General features: G+C 40.2%; 17 protein-coding genes. 1 reads left to right on the top strand and 16 read right to left on the bottom strand.

The window, feature by feature from the left end; genetic code table 11:
* Positions 1-18: 18 nt before the first annotated feature.
* From HUJ21_RS13405 to apaG, 8 genes are all read right to left on the bottom strand, one after another.
* A complete protein-coding gene (locus HUJ21_RS13405; protein ID WP_291370591.1) occupies positions 19-2,037 on the bottom strand; it encodes a thioredoxin domain-containing protein in 2,019 nt (672 codons plus the stop codon).
* Positions 2,024-3,055: a GSCFA domain-containing protein gene (locus HUJ21_RS13410; protein ID WP_291370593.1), complete on the bottom strand. Its 1,032-nt coding sequence runs from the start codon at positions 3,053-3,055 to the stop codon at positions 2,024-2,026. The genes HUJ21_RS13405 and HUJ21_RS13410 overlap by 14 nt, the downstream gene beginning before the upstream one ends.
* A 342-nt stretch (positions 3,056-3,397) precedes the next feature.
* A complete protein-coding gene (gene rplI / locus HUJ21_RS13415; RefSeq protein ID WP_166147120.1) occupies positions 3,398-3,841 on the bottom strand; it encodes a 50S ribosomal protein L9 in 444 nt (147 codons plus the stop codon).
* A gap of 39 nt (positions 3,842-3,880) precedes the next feature.
* Entirely contained in the window at positions 3,881-4,132 is a 252-nt protein-coding gene (gene rpsR, locus HUJ21_RS13420; RefSeq protein WP_048643752.1) for a 30S ribosomal protein S18, read from the bottom strand.
* On the bottom strand, positions 4,129-4,500 hold the full coding sequence (gene rpsF, locus HUJ21_RS13425) for a 30S ribosomal protein S6 (RefSeq protein ID WP_166147118.1): 372 nt from the start codon (positions 4,498-4,500) through the stop codon (positions 4,129-4,131). Before rpsF ends, rpsR begins: the two co-directional genes overlap by 4 nt.
* Before the next feature lie 78 nt (positions 4,501-4,578).
* The gene (locus tag HUJ21_RS13430; RefSeq protein WP_291370599.1) at positions 4,579-5,502 is read right to left on the bottom strand and encodes a hypothetical protein; all 924 of its coding nucleotides are present in this window, start codon (positions 5,500-5,502) and stop codon (positions 4,579-4,581) included.
* A gap of 205 nt (positions 5,503-5,707) precedes the next feature.
* The gene (locus tag HUJ21_RS13435) at positions 5,708-6,385 is read right to left on the bottom strand and encodes a class I SAM-dependent methyltransferase (protein WP_291370601.1); all 678 of its coding nucleotides are present in this window, start codon (positions 6,383-6,385) and stop codon (positions 5,708-5,710) included.
* A gap of 106 nt (positions 6,386-6,491) precedes the next feature.
* Positions 6,492-6,878 (bottom strand): Co2+/Mg2+ efflux protein ApaG, encoded by a 387-nt coding sequence (gene apaG / locus HUJ21_RS13440; protein ID WP_291370603.1) that lies wholly within the window; start codon positions 6,876-6,878, stop codon positions 6,492-6,494.
* A 72-nt stretch (positions 6,879-6,950) separates the two neighbouring features.
* Between apaG and ung the strand changes: the two genes are divergently transcribed.
* Entirely contained in the window at positions 6,951-7,613 is a 663-nt protein-coding gene (gene ung, locus HUJ21_RS13445; protein WP_291370605.1) for a uracil-DNA glycosylase, read from the top strand.
* 55 nt (positions 7,614-7,668) lie between these two features.
* Here ung and lepB read toward each other — a convergent pair whose 3' ends face one another.
* The 8 genes from lepB to HUJ21_RS13485 form a co-directional block, all read right to left on the bottom strand.
* Entirely contained in the window at positions 7,669-8,745 is a 1,077-nt protein-coding gene (gene lepB, locus HUJ21_RS13450) for a signal peptidase I (protein ID WP_291370607.1), read from the bottom strand.
* A gap of 10 nt (positions 8,746-8,755) precedes the next feature.
* A complete protein-coding gene (dapB, locus tag HUJ21_RS13455; protein ID WP_291370610.1) occupies positions 8,756-9,481 on the bottom strand; it encodes a 4-hydroxy-tetrahydrodipicolinate reductase in 726 nt (241 codons plus the stop codon).
* On the bottom strand, positions 9,482-9,991 hold the full coding sequence (locus HUJ21_RS13460; RefSeq protein WP_291370612.1) for a DUF5683 domain-containing protein: 510 nt from the start codon (positions 9,989-9,991) through the stop codon (positions 9,482-9,484).
* Positions 9,992-10,090: 99 nt separating this feature from the next.
* Positions 10,091-10,999: a ParB/RepB/Spo0J family partition protein gene (locus HUJ21_RS13465; RefSeq protein WP_291370613.1), complete on the bottom strand. Its 909-nt coding sequence runs from the start codon at positions 10,997-10,999 to the stop codon at positions 10,091-10,093.
* Positions 11,000-11,013: 14 nt separating this feature from the next.
* The gene (locus HUJ21_RS13470; protein ID WP_166147103.1) at positions 11,014-11,793 is read right to left on the bottom strand and encodes an AAA family ATPase; all 780 of its coding nucleotides are present in this window, start codon (positions 11,791-11,793) and stop codon (positions 11,014-11,016) included.
* Positions 11,794-11,799: 6 nt separating this feature from the next.
* A complete protein-coding gene (locus HUJ21_RS13475; protein WP_291370616.1) occupies positions 11,800-12,483 on the bottom strand; it encodes a metal-dependent hydrolase in 684 nt (227 codons plus the stop codon).
* 365 nt (positions 12,484-12,848) lie between these two features.
* Positions 12,849-14,669 carry a membrane protein insertase YidC gene (gene yidC, locus HUJ21_RS13480; protein ID WP_291370618.1) on the bottom strand — a complete coding sequence of 607 codons (1,821 nt, stop codon included), beginning with the start codon at positions 14,667-14,669 and terminating at the stop codon, positions 12,849-12,851.
* Positions 14,670-14,721: 52 nt separating this feature from the next.
* Positions 14,722-16,344 (bottom strand): CTP synthase, encoded by a 1,623-nt coding sequence (locus HUJ21_RS13485; RefSeq protein ID WP_291370620.1) that lies wholly within the window; start codon positions 16,342-16,344, stop codon positions 14,722-14,724.
* Positions 16,345-16,533: the final 189 nt, after the last annotated feature.

Raw genomic sequence — 16,533 nt, forward strand, 5'->3', positions numbered from 1 at the left:
GCAAAAAGAGTTTAACGGTCAGCTTAAGTAAGGCAATTGATTCAGGGCATCCGCTACCTCTTCCACGGGCTGTTTGCAGGATTTATTGAAACACACGTAAAACAAAGATTTTACCATGGGTTTATCTTGCAATAAGGGCAATTTTGAATCACCTGAGGATGCTGAAATGACCAAATTAGGTCGATAGCCAGCCAGGAAGGTCAAAGCTTTTTTCTCTGCTCCGGGGCCTGTCACGGCAATTTCCGCAGTAGGGGTAGTTTTTTCCAGGTAAAAACTGGCCCAATTGGTCAAAAACGAGGGTTCTTTCTGAAGCAAATCCTGGATAAGTTGTAACATCTTTTCAGCCTGGTTGAGGTATTTATCCTTGTAAAAATACAAACCCAATTGGTGTAAATTCCGGGCCATCACAGAATTAGAGGCAGGAATGACATTGTCAAAAACCTCCTTTTTGTCCGCTATCAATTGCTCAACTGCAGGGTCATTGAAATAAAACAAGCTGTCTGATTTATCCAGAAACCTTTCCAGCACCCGTTCCAGCAACTGTTCCGCCCTGTATAACCATTTGGGATCAAAGCTGATGGTATATAAAGAAATATAAGCTTTTATGACTGCGGCATAATCTTCCAAAAATGCAGAAGTATAAGCTTCTCCACTTTTAAAATTCCTGAACAACTCCCCTCCCTTAACCATCTGCTGCCAAATGAATTCGCCTGCTGAATGGGCTAGATTTTTATAGGCATCGTTTCCCAGTGCAAGGAATGCCTGGCTTAATCCATCAATGACCCAGCCATTCCAGCCGCTTATGATTTTATCATCCAGTCCTGGCCTTTCTCTCTGATTCCTGTATTCAATTAATTTTCTCTTGGCTGCCTTCAGTTTTTGTTGGAAATCGGCTTCTGATAATCCCAGGGATTCAGCCGTTTCAAAATAATTCTTTTGCTGAAAAAGGATATTTTCACCGGATTCCCAATTTCCATTTTTTTTGATCCCATATAGACTGGCAAACCAATCAAAATCATCCTTTAGCAAGGATTGAAGTTCTTCGAATGTCCAGGTATAAAACTTCCCCTCTTTGCCTTCACTATCCGCATCCAGGGCAGCATAGAAAGCACCAGCTGAATCCAACATCTCATTTTCAAGCCAATGAATCGTTTCAACTACTTTTTCCTTAAAATACCCATTCTGGCTGTATTGAAAAGCTTTGGCATACAGGCTAAGGAGTTGCCCGTTGTCATAAAGCATTTTTTCAAAGTGGGGTGCAAACCATTCACCATCTACACTGTATCTGCAAAATCCACCGGTTAGCTGGTCATAGATTCCACCCCTTCCCATTTTTTCCAGGGTGAAGCAGACTTTTTTACCCAGTTCTTTATCCTGGTTCAAAATGGCCATGTCCAATAGAAAGCTCCAGATGGCGGGCATGGGAAATTTGGGTACCCGATTCATTCCTCCCCATTGTGGATCAAATCCCTCCATCAATTCCCTGGCAATTGTAATGATTTCCTTTGCCAAAAATGGCGAATCATTGGATTGGAGTCCATATTTTTCCGTCAATGACCTGTTAAGGCTATTGCCAAACCCAAGCGCACTTTCATTCAGCGCTTTATATTGCTTGACGAATGCCGTGGATATGCCGGATAAAACTTTCATCCATTGGTTTTTTGGGAAATAGGTGCCTCCATAAAAAGGTTTTTGATCAGGCATTAAAAATACATTCAACGGCCAACCGCCCTGTAAACCCATCACCTGTACGGCTTCCATGTAAATGTTATCCAGATCAGGGCGTTCCTCCCTGTCAATTTTAATACAGACGAAATCCTTGTTCATCAAATCAGCCACTTCCTGATTTTCAAAAGATTCCTTTTCCATTACATGGCACCAATGACAAGCAGAATAGCCTATGCTGACCAGCAAGGGTTTTTGCTCCTTTTTAGCTTTCTGCAAGGCCTCCTCTCCCCAGGGATACCAATCAACAGGATTATGGGCATGTTGTAATAAATACAGACTTTTGCTATTGATTAATTTATTCGCTTTCATTTCCTGAATTAGATTTTTCTATTTGCCTAAAGTCCTCAATTTGCTTTAGTTGTTCCATTATGCCTTTTTTCTCTTCCGAAAAATCCAGACCGGCCGGCATGCGATCCATCTTTTGCAGCAGGTGGTGTAAAAAATCAAAATGGCTCTCAGAGAAGGGTTCAAATGGCCTGTGGTTTAAGTTTTTTTGAACCTGATCCAGGGCATGCAATATGTCAATAGTAGGCTGTTCAAAAAAAGCATCTTTAAATTTTTCCCAAATATAATTTTCTGCGGTAGCATTGGGATGAATCAGGTCATCTTTATAAAACCTGTAATCCCTGAGATCGTCCATTTGAAGTTCATAGGCAGGGAAATAATAGACATCTTCGTAGCGCTTTTCCAGCAAGTCGCAAAACACTCTCAGCAGACCTTTACTAACCTGATTTTGAGGTATTCCATCTTTGATATGCCGTACAGGGCTTACTGTGAGCACAATTTGAATCCCGGGATTATGCTTTTTAAGCTCTTGATAAAATCTTTCGAATATAAGGATCATTTCCTCTAATGCTAAAAGTTCCTTTTTAAAATCTTTTGCTGGCTGCTTGTGGCAATTGGCTACAATGCTATTGGAAGGCAAATGCCGGAAAACGAATGCTGTGCCCAGGGTAACCATTAGGTGGCTACTTGTCCTGATACAGTCATTTACCTGCCGAAGCTTATGATCAAGCAAGTCCTTAAGATCGACCTTATGATCTGCATTGATCCTGGAATGAAATTGAAAATGGTAATGCTTATTATGTCGGGTCAGGTACAGGTTGCCATCGGGGCTTTGCTTCTCAAGTGCCAGCAAAAGTAATTTAAAAATTGAAATGGGATTAAACAGTATCCCAAATGGATTTACAAGAACGCGAAATTTATGCAGGTGTAACTTTTCGCCAATCACCTCTGAAAAGCAGGAACCAACCGTAAGGAGTTTACCCTCATGGTTGATACATTTCGGACTGGGAAGAATACCAAATTCGGTTCTGAAACTTTTCATTTTTCCTTTAATTAACAGCAAATTAAACAAACACAGGCAGGAAGAAAAGTTCCTTAAAAAGAAAAACACCTTAATCACATTAAAGCCAAACCAGGCACTGGGGATTTGATGACGCTGCTCAAAAGTATAGCATGCTAACCCCTTCACAAAATCAATCCTTGCAATTTTAAACTTCAAAATGGACGAGGAATATCCAAATTGCCGGATTTTCTGGTAATTTCAGCCCTTCCCAATATGGGAAAAGCTGTAAGTCAAGCTTATACCTGATCCAAAAAAAAGTTTAAACTAAAAAAGCCAGGAAAAACCTGGCTTTTTTTATTAATCGTTGAATGAAGTCTGGATTTATTCAGCCACAACTTCAAATTTAACATTGGTTTTGACTTCCCGATGAAGGTCAACCTCTGCTTCATATTCGCCTGCAGTAGAAACCGGCTGGTTGATCGAAATCTTTTTCCTATCTATTTCGATGCCTTTTTCAGCTAATGCGTCTGAAAGCTGTAAAGTGGTAACTTTTCCAAAAATCTTACCTGAATCGCCAATTTTGGCTTTTATTTCCAAGGTGATTTTTTCCAGTTTCGCTGCGATATTTTCGGCTTCGGTCTTGATTTTTTCAGCTTTATGAGCTGCTTGTTTGATATTTTCATCCAATATTTTTCTATTGGAAGTGGTAGCCAAAACCGCAAATCCTTGTGGGATAAGGTAATTACGTCCATAACCGGGTTTTACATCCACCAGGTCATTCTTATACCCAAGTCCTTTTATATCTGTTTTTAAGATAACATCCATTATTGTAATAATTTAATTAGGTGAAGGATACAGTTGACCTTATTTCAAGCCATCTGCTACGTAAGGCAATAAGGCCAAATGCCTGGCTTTTTTAATAGCCTGAGCGACCTTCCTCTGGAATTTTGCGGAATTGCCTGTAAGTCTTCTGGGAAGGATCTTACCCTGTTCATTTACAAATTTCAACAAAAAGTTAGGATCTTTGTAATCAATATACTTGATACCTAATTTTTTAAATCTACAGTATTTTTTCCTGTTTTGCTCTCTGTTGATTGGTTCGTTTTTTAATGTCATTTTGCTGGCTCCTCCTTAGCTTCAGATTTTTTATTGAATTCACCTTTTCTTCTTCTCTCTGCGTACTTGATGCCATGCTTGTCCATGACAGTGGTCAGAAAGCGTAAAACGGTTTCGTCTCTCCTGAAACCAAGTTCAAATTTCTTGATAGCCGTAGGATCTGCTGTGTATTCAACCATCACATAAAACCCTGTGGTTTTCTTCTGAATGGTATAGGCCAATTTCTTAAGCCCCCAGTTCTCCACATTAACAATTTCTGCTCCCAATTCTTTTAACAAGCCTACATACTTGTCTACGGTATCCTTCATCTGAACTTCAGACAAAACGGGAGTAAGGATGAATACCGTTTCATAATTTTTTTGGAACATTCTTTTAAATTTTTATTATTATTTTAAAACAGTTTGCAAAATTAAGGTATATAGACAGATAAACAAAAATAAAAGGGTTTATTTTATCTCAAAAGTACCTTTCCCTATTTCCGATCCTTCGGAGAAAACCTTTACGGCATAGATTCCCTTGTCGTATTCGGAACCTTTTTCATAATAATAAGTCAACTGTTGACGGGTATTATTGAATAAAAAATCCTGCTTTGAGGTGTAAAATTCTTCTTTCCCATTCAATTCAAAAGTTCCCGAGCCTTTGGCAATATCAAATATAACCTGCCCATTTGGGGCGAGCACCTGTACAAAAACATCCCTGATACCTTTAGGAGCCACCGAATTTTCCGCAATATTGAATGAAACCTTTAACTTGGTCAGTTGTCTGTTTCTGAATTCGTCTTCCCTTTCCCTGCCTCTGGAATTCACCGCCGAAACAATAATATTTTCAGCTTTTAATTTTGATGCAATAGTAACTTTTTCCTCAAGTTCTTCTTTTTCAATGTTGAGTTTGACCACTTCCTCCTCAACCTCCGCCTTATCGGTTTTCAACTCCTCATTTTCTGTAAAAAGCTGTACGTTTTGTTCCCTTAACCTGATAATGTCAGCATCCTTTTCACTCAACATCTTGCCATAAGCATCTATTCTGGAATTTAATTGCTCTATTTCTGCTGCTGACCTGCTCCTTTCCCTTTGTCTTTCCCTGACCAATTGCTGTCTGATCTGTAGCAGGGAATCCACATCTCCACCGAGTTTTTCGATCTCCTGAATTCTTAAATCCATCTGATAGGTCATGGAATCCAGGCGGATATTCAGATCACTGTTTTCCTCGGTTAGAATCAATATTTCTTCATTCTTTTGAGATTTTTCCCTGTGATCATTCCAAAGTCTCCAACCACTAAGCAATACCAAAATGATCAGGACGATGATCAGAATATTTTTCCCTTTTTCCGTACCATTTTGATTATTCTCAGGCAGCTCCTCTTTTGTCATAGCAATTGGAAATCAATTATTTAAATTTTAATCCTTATTTATCTCTGTGAGTTTCGCTTATAAAACCTGCTTTCAAACTCCAAACAAATCATGCATCAATTATCAGACCAATTCAAAAATCAAGTCCTCATTTAAATTTACGTATGGAAGCCCAAACAAATTTATGAATTGTAGGGAGTAGTCAAAATGGAAAATCATAAAAAATTTATATTTCCAATACAAAATGATTTTTGGATGCGGCAGGGCGGAAAAACAATACCCCACAATCAAAAAAATCAATCGTAGGTCCAATTTCTGGTCGTGTTTTTATTTTTTCCCAGGCCATTTTCATTTCTCCGGACCAATGGATGTCAGCAATTACCACAATACTTTTTTCATGCAATTTGGGCAAAATGGCATTGAAATAAGTAAGGGTAGGCTCATATTGGTGGTTGGCATCCATCAAAACAAAATCGACCGAAGACAAGTCCTTTAAAACCTCCGTCAAGGTAAGGTCCAAATCCCCTTCTATCAATTGCAGCTGTGGAAATTGGCTGAGGTGCTTTCCAGCTAAAGCCAATAATTCCGGGTCCCCTTCAAAGCTATAAAGCTTCCCTCTGACCTGCCGGCTCAAATAGGCTGTATTAACGCCCAGAGAAGTCCCCAGGTCCAATACAATAGCTGCCGGGGTCTGTTTGCAAAGAAAACTGTAAATCAACGAGAATTTTAGAGGTGTACCAATTCTTCTCATGATCTTCGACACGGGTCTTTTTCCTTTCCCAAACCACCTGGATCCGGCACCTAAATCAGTACTTTTAACCTTAAGGTTTGAATGTAGATAGTCATACCTTATGGATTCAATAGAAGTATCTCCCTTCCTGTTTTGTTTCAGGTAGGTTTTCAAGTTTTGGTACAAGTGAAAAATGAAAGGGGAATGGATGCTATGGCTGTTTTCTTTTTTTAGAAAATAAAGAATATATTCCCAAAAATGGAAAAACATATTTGGTGTTTCAATTATCAAAAACGGTGGCAATGAGTTGAAATTCTGGAATGGCCACAGTCAAGAGCTTCCCATCTACCTGCTTTTCCATGGTGTACTGTCCCATCATTTTACCCATTCCCGACTTGAGGTTACATCCGGAAATGTAAGCATGTGTGGCACCAGGCTCCAGTACAGGTTGTTGTCCTACCACTCCCTCTCCCTCTATAATTTTCACCTTGGAGGCGGCATCGTAGACTTCCCATCTCCTATTCAATAATTGCAAAGTAAAATTACTATGATTTTCAATGGTCACTTTATAAGTAAAAACAAAATGATGCTGACCAGGATTGGAAAAACCCTTTTGGTAATTAGCTTCTACGCTTACCTTTACACCTTCAGTAATTGCGGTTACCATGCTGTTTTTAAATACCAAAACTTATTCGAAATTTGAATTGCCAAAACAAATATACCAAGATAAAACATATAAATGAACGTCAAAATTGAAAATAGTTGGAAACAACTGCTGGAAGAGGAATTTTCAAATCCTTATTTTAAAGAATTGGTGACTTTTGTGAAAAATGCTTACCAGATCAATACCATTTACCCTAAAGGTGAACATATTTTCAGGGCCTTCGACTTGTGCCCGGTGGATCAGGTCAAAGTCATCATCCTGGGTCAGGATCCCTACCACGGGCCGGGACAGGCACATGGATTATCTTTTTCCGTTCCGGAAGGTGTCTCCTTCCCGCCCTCTTTGCTCAATATTTTCAAAGAGCTTAAAAATGACCTGGACGTTCCTCTGCCATCACATGGCAATTTGGAAAAATGGGCAAAACAAGGTGTATTGCTACTCAATGCAACCTTAACAGTGGAAGCCCATAAAGCAGGAAGTCATCAACAAAAAGGCTGGGAGAATTTTACTGATGCCGTTGTCAAAAAACTGGCCCAAAATAAAGCGCATTTGGTATTCATGTTATGGGGTGCTTATGCCCAAAAAAAAGCAGGAATGATTTCGGACACCAAACATCTCAAACTACATGCCCCTCATCCCAGTCCGCTTTCTGCCCACAGGGGATTTTTTGGTTGTCATCATTTTAGCAAGACCAATAACTACCTGGTCAAAAATGGTCAGCAACCTATCAATTGGTAAAAACACAGCCCTATGGCTTATGACCAAAGGGCTGTGTTTTATTGCTGTGGAAGTCTTATTCGATGGATTTAAAAAAGCGGCTCCACCTGATTTTATTAAACATGGATTTGTGTTTTTCCAGGGAAAGCCATAAAAACCAAGCCTTTCCCACCACATGGTCCTCAGGAACAAAGCCCCAAAAGCGGGAATCCAGGGAATCGTGGCGGTTATCTCCCATCATGAAATAGTAATTTTGCTGAAAAGTATAACTTTCCTGTTTTTCACCATTGATAAAGAGCTCATTACCATCAATATTGATATCTTCATGTCCTTCAAACTTCTCTATGGTATACCCATATCGCCTAACATTGTCTTCATCCAATGTAATGGTCTGACCTTCTGCAGGGATTTCCAAGGGACCAAAATTGTCCTTGTTCCAGTTATAGTAGGCCCCATCCGGGAATATATTGGGATCGCCCTGTCCTGGCCGGTTCAACCTTTTCTTAACGGAAGCAACAGCTGGGGATTTTTCCAATTCGGTGACCATTTCATCCGTTGCAAAAATAAAATAGCCTGAGTTATCCTGGAAAGGAAAATAACTGTCCGGATTAATTCCATACCGGTCAAAAAACTCTGCATTCAATGGCCGATTGGTCATGACATCATAGGAGAATTGCATTTCCTCCGGTGTCTCAGCGGGCTCACCGTTTATGAAAATCCTGGCTTCCCTGATTTCAATGACATCGCCCGGAACTGCCACGGCTCTTTTGATATAATTGGTTTTCAAATCTACAGGATATTGAAATTCTTCGGGATAATTGAAAACCACTACATCATTCCTTTTGATAGAAGTAAAACCCGGAAGCCGGTAATAGGGAAGTTGAACCGCTTCAGAATAGGAAGGTATCTCTGTACCCCAAATTTTTTGATGTGTCAATGGTACCTGAAGGATGGTCTTGGGCACCCTGGTTCCATAATGCATTTTACTAACAAACAGAAAATCCCCAACCAGCAAAGATTTTTCCATGGAAGCTGTAGGAATGGTAAATGGTTCTAAAAGTAACCAACGGATAAGGCTTGCTGCAATAACAGCAAATAACAAGGCATCTACCCACTCTCTGGCAGCTGATTTTTTCTTTTTTTCCTGACTCATTTTTTTATAGTTAAAAGTCCAAAAAATCGTTCATTGATAAAACGCCCTTTTTGCCGGGCAACCATTCAGCAACCAATACTGCCCCTAAAGCGAAGCCCTGTCTGCTGTGGGCCTCGTGCTGTATGGTGATATCATCTACTTCTGAAACATATTGTACGATATGGGTACCCGGGGCTGGATCAATACGCTTTGAGATGATGGGTAGTGTACCTTCCTTTAAGGTCTCTTTTCCCTCCCGTAATTTCCAATCCCTGTACCTGTTGTTGTTTTGAATCAAACCTTCAGCGAGTGAAATGGCCGTGCCGCTTGGGGCATCCCTTTTCTCCGTATGGTGAACTTCTTCCACCGATGCCTGATAGGCATTTTGGTCTTGCATTAACCTGGCCAAAAACGCATTGACCTTGAAAAATATATTGACCCCAATGCTAAAATTAGAGGCATAAAAAAGTGATCCGTTTTTTTCTTTACACCATTTACTTACCTCATCTTTGTGGTCTAACCAACCGGTAGTCCCCACCACTACCGGGACAGCATTTTCCAAACACCATTTTATGTTCCCTACTGCAGCATCCGGCTGACTGAATTCAATGGCCACATCTACCTTGTCCCTATCCAGGTTCTCCAGATCAGACACATTTTCAATGTTTATTTTTGCCACAATATGGTGGCCTCTGTTCACGGCTAACTGGGAGATAATTTTACCCATTTTGCCATAGCCTAAAATCAATATGTTCATTTAAAAACTAAATTTTACAGAAACCCCAATACTGCTGCCATTGGCGAGCACTGGCTCTATTGAGGGTTCAAATTTCAAACTCAAATCTTCACTGATATCAAAACTGGAAAGGTGAGCGTCTACAAATGCATCTACTGCTCCTAATGCGTAGATGGCCCCAAATACCATGTACATGGCATCCCTGTTCCTTCTCCAGTAATTTACATTTCTTATGATTCCATCCTCATTTAAATTGGGAAACGGACTGGGTTCTGTTCCTTCTCTTACAATATCCAAAGCAACCAAAAATTCCTGGTACCTTCTGTTGTTGAATCCCAAAAAATACACAGCGGTGGTTACTCCACCGTAAAGTAAAGGTAATTTCCAGACTTTCTCATTATAAACCTGCCCTGCACCAGGCAGAATCAATGACAAAAACAGGGCTTTTTTAGGATCTTTAACATTTGAAGGGGCCTCCGACTGGATAGTATCTTGTTCAATCAGCAAAGTATCTTGTTCCTGGGCCTTCACGTTTTGTACCAGCAGAGCACAAAAAGCAAATAGCAGGCAACAGGCAAAGAAATTTTTACCACATGACTTTATTTGAGCACAATTGACCAGACATTTCACTTAGATCAAATCAAGAATTTCCAAAATTCTGTTCAGATCGCTGGTGGAATGGAAAGGAATTTTAATTTCCCCTTTATCCTTTTGGTCTGCCTTTAAGGAGACCTTGGTACCAAAATGGGAAGCAAGTTTCTGTTGCAGTTTGTTGATCTCGTATTTTTTTACCGGATCGGTGTTGGACTTGGATGCACCTTCTTTTTTTTCCTTGCCTTCACTCAAATCTTTTACCAGAGCTTCTACTTTCCTTACGCTCAGTTCCTCGGTGATCATTCTCTTGAAAATGGAAAGTTGTTTATCCACATCTTCAATATTGATCAGGGCTCTGGCATGACCCATGCTGATCTTTTGGTCCCGGATGCCCGCCTGAATATCAGGTGGCAATTTCAACAACCTGAGGTAATTGTTTACAGTAGTCCGGTTTTTACCAACCCTGTCTCCCAGCTGCTCTTGCTTCAGGTCACACTCAGATAAGAGTCTCTGGTAGGAATGGGCTATTTCCAGGGCGTTTAAATTCTCCCTTTGGATATTTTCAATCAGTGCCATTTCCAGCATTTGCTGGTCATTGGCCAGCCGGACGTAAGCAGGAATTTTGTCCAAACCTGCCATTTTTGAAGCCTGGTACCTTCTTTCTCCGGATATAAGCTGGTATTCATTTTCTGCCAGCTTCCTAACTGTAATGGGCTGAATGATGCCCTGTACAGTAATGGATTCCGCCAATTCTTCTAGTGCGGTTTTATCAAAATGAGTTCTGGGTTGAAAAGGATTTACCTGTATCTGTTCCAGGGGAATTTCGAAAATACCAGCTATGGGATGGTTTTCTCCACTCTCGCCCTTTTGGGGAGAATCCTGCAACAAAGCACCCAAACCTTTTCCCAATGCCCCTCTTTTCTTGTTAGTTTTACTGACAGCCATTTCTTGTATTATATTCAATTAACCTTAGCCATTCCATTTTTAGTAGCTATTTCATTGGCCAGGTTCAGGTAGGCCACCGCACCTTTTCCGGTGGCATCAAAAGCCACAACCGGCATACCAAAACTTGGGGATTCACTTAATTTAACATTTCTTGGAATAATGGTTTCAAAGGTCATGTTTTTAAAATGCATTTTAACCTCATCTACCACCTGGTTGGAAAGCCTTAGCCTGACATCATACATTGTCAGGAGAATGCCTTCTATTTCCAGATCCTGATTGAGTCTGGTCTGAATGATCTTAATGGTATTCAATAGCTTGCCCAAGCCTTCCAATGCAAAGTATTCGCATTGAACAGGTATTATCACCGAATTGGCGGCTGTTAAGGCATTGATTGTGATCAAGCCCAGTGAAGGTGAGCAATCAATAATGATAAAATCATATCGTTCCCTGACTTTACTGATAACGGCTCTCATTTTTTCTTCCCTGTTTTCCAGATTAACCATTTCGACTTCTGCTCCTACCAAATCAATATGAGAAGGAACAAGGTCCAGGTGGTCAATTTCGGTTGAAATGATAATCTCCTCGATTTCATTTTCATTAACCATACACTCATAAATGCTGGTATCAATGCTTTTAGGATCATACCCTAATCCAGAAGTGGTATTGGCCTGGGGATCTGCATCGATCACCAGCGTCTTGTATTCCAAAACAGCCAAACTGGCCGCCAGATTCATGGCCGTAGTGGTTTTACCCACTCCTCCTTTTTGATTGGCAATAGCAATTACTTTTCCCATTATTTCTTATAGCGTAATACTTTCCCCTATTTCAGGCAAGAACAATCTTTTACCGGCTTTTTCAGCCAATTGTTTTGCCTCTGATTTATTGATCCTGATGTATGGAAAGGTGTCATAGTGCATTCCTATGATTTTATCCGTACCTACAAAATCTGCTGCCTTGATGGCATCCTTGATGTCCATCGTAAAGTTATCTCCTACGGGCAATACAGCAAAATCTATGTCAAAGGAATCTGCAATTAATTTCATGTCATAGGTAAGAGCAGTATCCCCGGCAAAATAAAAATTACCCTGGTCGGAGGAAATGACAAATCCTCCCGGATTTCCACCACTGGACCCATCCGGCATGGTACTGCTGTGAATAACATTCACATATTTTACAATTCCAAAATCAAAAGCCTTACTCCCCCCATGATTCATGGGATGCACGTTTTTAATTCCCTTTTCCTGAAACCAGCTAATGATTTCAAAATTGGATACCAACATGGCAGAACTGTTTTTTGCAATCCTTTCCACATCAGCCACATGGTCTTCATGTCTGTGGGTAATTAAAATATATTCCGGATTTATTTCATCTACATTGATAGCCGAAGCCAGTGAATTGGGTGAAATAAATGGATCAAATAATATTTCAATTCCTTTAATCCTGGTCATAAAGCTTGAATGACCAAAATACTTGAGTTCAATCATATAAATTTGATTTTCCTTTTCCTCATGGCTTTACAAATATATCATTTAAATCGGAACTATGGACAGCTACTTTTCCACATCAATTGGTGGAAAACTCATGAATAATTATTGATAAGTCGCTTAGGTGACCTGTAATTACCCAATCGCAGCCGATTTAGGAAGATGAAAAGGACTCCAAAGGAGGCATGAAATCAAGCCTAAAACAAGCGATACAGAAATATATGATTTTCCAAACTGCTGTGATGCATCAAAATCAGCTTCTGCTCAGGTTTTCTCAACCTTCAGTGAGGTACAAGGCACCGCCGCTTTCAGTCAAACATACACTTTTGAAACCCATCAAGCCTTAATTTTCGGATCAAAACAGCTTACTTTTGCTTGCCCTTTCTTTTTTTAGGCTCGGTTTTTTTATTTTCTGCTGCCTTCATGGCTTGCTCAATCCTCATTTGAAACTTGGATTTTTTCTTATTGGCATTTTTAGCTTTGCTCTCTTCAACTTTTTGCCTGATTTTGCTATCGTCTACAAATTGCTTGATCAATGCCTGCTGTCCAAAGGTGACCATATTGGAAACGAAATAATAGAAACTCAAAGCCGCCGGGAAAGAGTTCAACACAAACATGAAAACTACCGGCATGATATAACCGATGTTTTTCATGGGGCCTTGGGCTGTTGTCAGCTGATTGTTAAAATGTGTGTACGCTATCTGTGAAAGCGTCATCAACAGAGTAAACAAACTGACATGAGATCCATAAAATGGAATGGTAAAAGGCAGGTTCAAAATCGAATCGTAAGTAGAAAGGTCATGGGCCCAAAGGAAAGATTCCTGCCTCAATTCGATGGAATTGGGAAAGAAGAAGAACATGGCGAGCAAAAAAGGCATTTGCAGTACCATCGGAAGGCAACCGCTTATGGGACTGACGCCGAGCTGTGAAAAGAGTTTCATTTGCTCTTGCTGCATTTTGGTCTGATCATCCCCGTATTTCTCCTTCAATTCGTCAATCTCAGGTTTAATAACCCTCATTTTGGCCATTCCTATATAGGACTTGTAAGTCAATGGCAAAAGAAACAACTTAATGATAAAAACAATCAGGATAATGATTACCCCATAATTATCAAAAAATTTCTCCAGCCAATGGAAAAGGTTGACAATAATGTATTTGTTTACCCAACTCACAAAAACATACCCCATGTCTACATTATTATCAAACTCAGGGGTGACCTGCTTGAGGATTTTATAATTATTCGGTCCAAAATAGTAGGACACTTCTTCATTCAGGGGCAAAGATAAGGTAGCATACATGTTCTTCACCGAGGAGGCATCCAAAGGAGTCTCCTGAGCAAGGTTTCCATTATTAAACTGGTTTTCAGCAATAATGCCTGCGGTAAAAAACCGCTGTTTGAAAGCTACCCATTTCAAGGGTTCCCCTATTTGCTGGGCATCTTCTGAATCTCCCGTTGTCAGGTAATCATAATCTTCAGCAACGGTGTAATAATTCATATAAGTTTTCCTCCGGGATTCTTCCAGGTCTTCTTCCAGCATCATTAGCTCACTGCGCCAATTCATGGTCAGGATATCGTCAGATACCATGGCATTCAACCCTTTACCCTGTACAAGGTGGCTCATTTCATATCCACTTGCAGGCAAGCCATAAACTCTCTCCAAACTACCGGATCCTACACTGGCCGTGAAAATCAATTGATTGATCTCTACACCCTCTACCTCCGTGGTAGATTCCCTTACCTCGAAAAAGAGTTCATTCAAGCCGATTTTTCCCTGTCTGGTATTGATTTCATATTCCAGGTCTCCCGATTTCTGGTCAAACAATATCAATGGCTGCTGATCAAAAGTTTTAAATCCTTTAACCTCTACCTGTTGAATTTCCCCACCTTTGTTGGAAAAAGTAACCTTAATATTCTCATTTTCTAAAATAAAGGATTCTTCCACTCCACTGGTAAGGCTAGAAAATTCTCCAAACTTTTGAAGTTTTTCTTTGCTCTTTATACTATCCGCCTGATCATCCGCTTCAAATTCAGTAAAGTCATCCTCATCCGTTTCTTTGGACTGAACCTGGGTGGATTTAGAGGTCTGGGGTTCGGTAACTGGTTCAGGGTCGCTCGCAAAAAAAAGTGAGTAAACCAATATTACCGCTGCGAAAAGAATTAGTCCTGTCGCTTGATTTTTATCCATGATATAATCGTTTATTTAATAGGCCTTTACACCTTGAACTGCTTATTTCTTTTTATGATTTATTTTGTTTTTTATCGATCATTGCTTTAATAAACCGCACAAACAAGGGATGAGGATTCAAAACGGTGCTTTTATACTCCGGGTGAAACTGGGTACCGACGAACCATGGATGGTCTTTGATTTCCACAATTTCTACCAATCCTTTATCAGGATTCTTACCAGAGGCAATCATACCGTGTTTCTCAAATTCTTTCAGGTATTTGTTGTTAAACTCATACCTGTGCCGGTGTCGTTCAGTAATCTTTTGCTTGCCATAAGCTGTGAAAGCCCGGCTTCCCTTCACCAATTCACAGGGATAGGAGCCCAATCGCATGGTTCCGCCCATCTGGGTAATGTCTTTTTGCCCTTCCATTAAAAATATCACCGGATCTTTGCAATCCGGTTTAATTTCAGTGGAACTTGCTTCGGTCAATCCCAAAACATTATTGGCAAACTCAATCACTGCTATCTGCATCCCAAGACAAATCCCGAAATAAGGGATTTGATTTATCCGGGCAAATTTAACCGCATCTAATTTACCTGCCAAACCCCTGATTCCAAATCCGGGAGCTACCAGCACACCATCCATATCTTGAAGCTTTTTATCCACGTTGTCTTTATTTACCTCTTCGGAAGAGATCAAATGAAGATTAACTTTACACTCCAGGGATGTTCCTGCATGGATAAAGGATTCAATAATCGATTTATAGGCATCAGGGAGGGAAACATATTTTCCTATCAATGCCACATCCACTTCCATAGTAGGGTTTTTAAGCCTGCCCAAAAACTCCTTCCACTGTTCCAATTCGGTATTGGATTTGGAAGAAATTTTCAATTTGCTCATGACCCTTTCATCCAAACGTTCCTTTTTCATCAGCAAGGGGACATCATAAATGGATGCCGCATCCATGGCTTCAATGACACAATTCAACTGAACATTACAGAAAAGGGCAATTTTCTTTTTTACATCCGAAGGAAGATGGTGTTCTGTCCTGCAAACCAAAATATCCGGTTGCACTCCTGCTTCCAACAGTTGCTTAACAGAATGCTGCGTTGGTTTGGTTTTCAACTCCTTTGCTGCAGAGAGGTATGGAATCAGGGTAAGGTGAATCACCAGAATATTATTCGGTCCCAGGTCCCACCGGGCCTGTCTTACTGCTTCTACAAAAGGCAGGGATTCAATATCCCCTACACAACCTCCGATTTCGGTAATGATGACATCATACTTTCCATCACGACCCAGCTTATAGAAATTGTTTTTTATTTCATCTGTTATATGAGGTACCACCTGTACCGTTTTACCCAGGAATTCCCCTTTTCTTTCTTTTGTGATTACATTATTATAAATCCTGCCGGTAGTTACATTATTATCCTGGGAGGTGGTAGCATTCAGGAATCTTTCATAGTGGCCCAAATCCAGATCCGTCTCGGCCCCATCCTCTGTGACATAACATTCACCATGTTCATAAGGATTCAGGGTACCCGGATCTATGTTCAGGTATGGATCGAACTTTTGAATGGTTACGGAGATCCCTCTGGATTGCAAAAGTTTGGCAAGGGAGGCAGCAATAATACCTTTGCCGAGAGAAGAAGTGACTCCTCCTGTAATAAAGATGTGTTTAGCAGATAAACCCATAAGAACGCTTATATGAAATTTTGTTTATATTCTTATGGGATTCAAAATTAAGTAAAATAATTGACTTGGTTATGGCCAGACGGTTTAAAATTTTGGTGCCTAACCAAGGGCAAGCAGATCGAATGAAATAAAAAGGATTTAACCTACGTAGTAGCAAAGGTTTACCTCATTTAGGAAATTTTGAAACAA

The sequence above is a fragment of the Cyclobacterium sp. genome (assembly GCF_014762705.1).
Lineage (GTDB): Bacteria > Bacteroidota > Bacteroidia > Cytophagales > Cyclobacteriaceae > Cyclobacterium.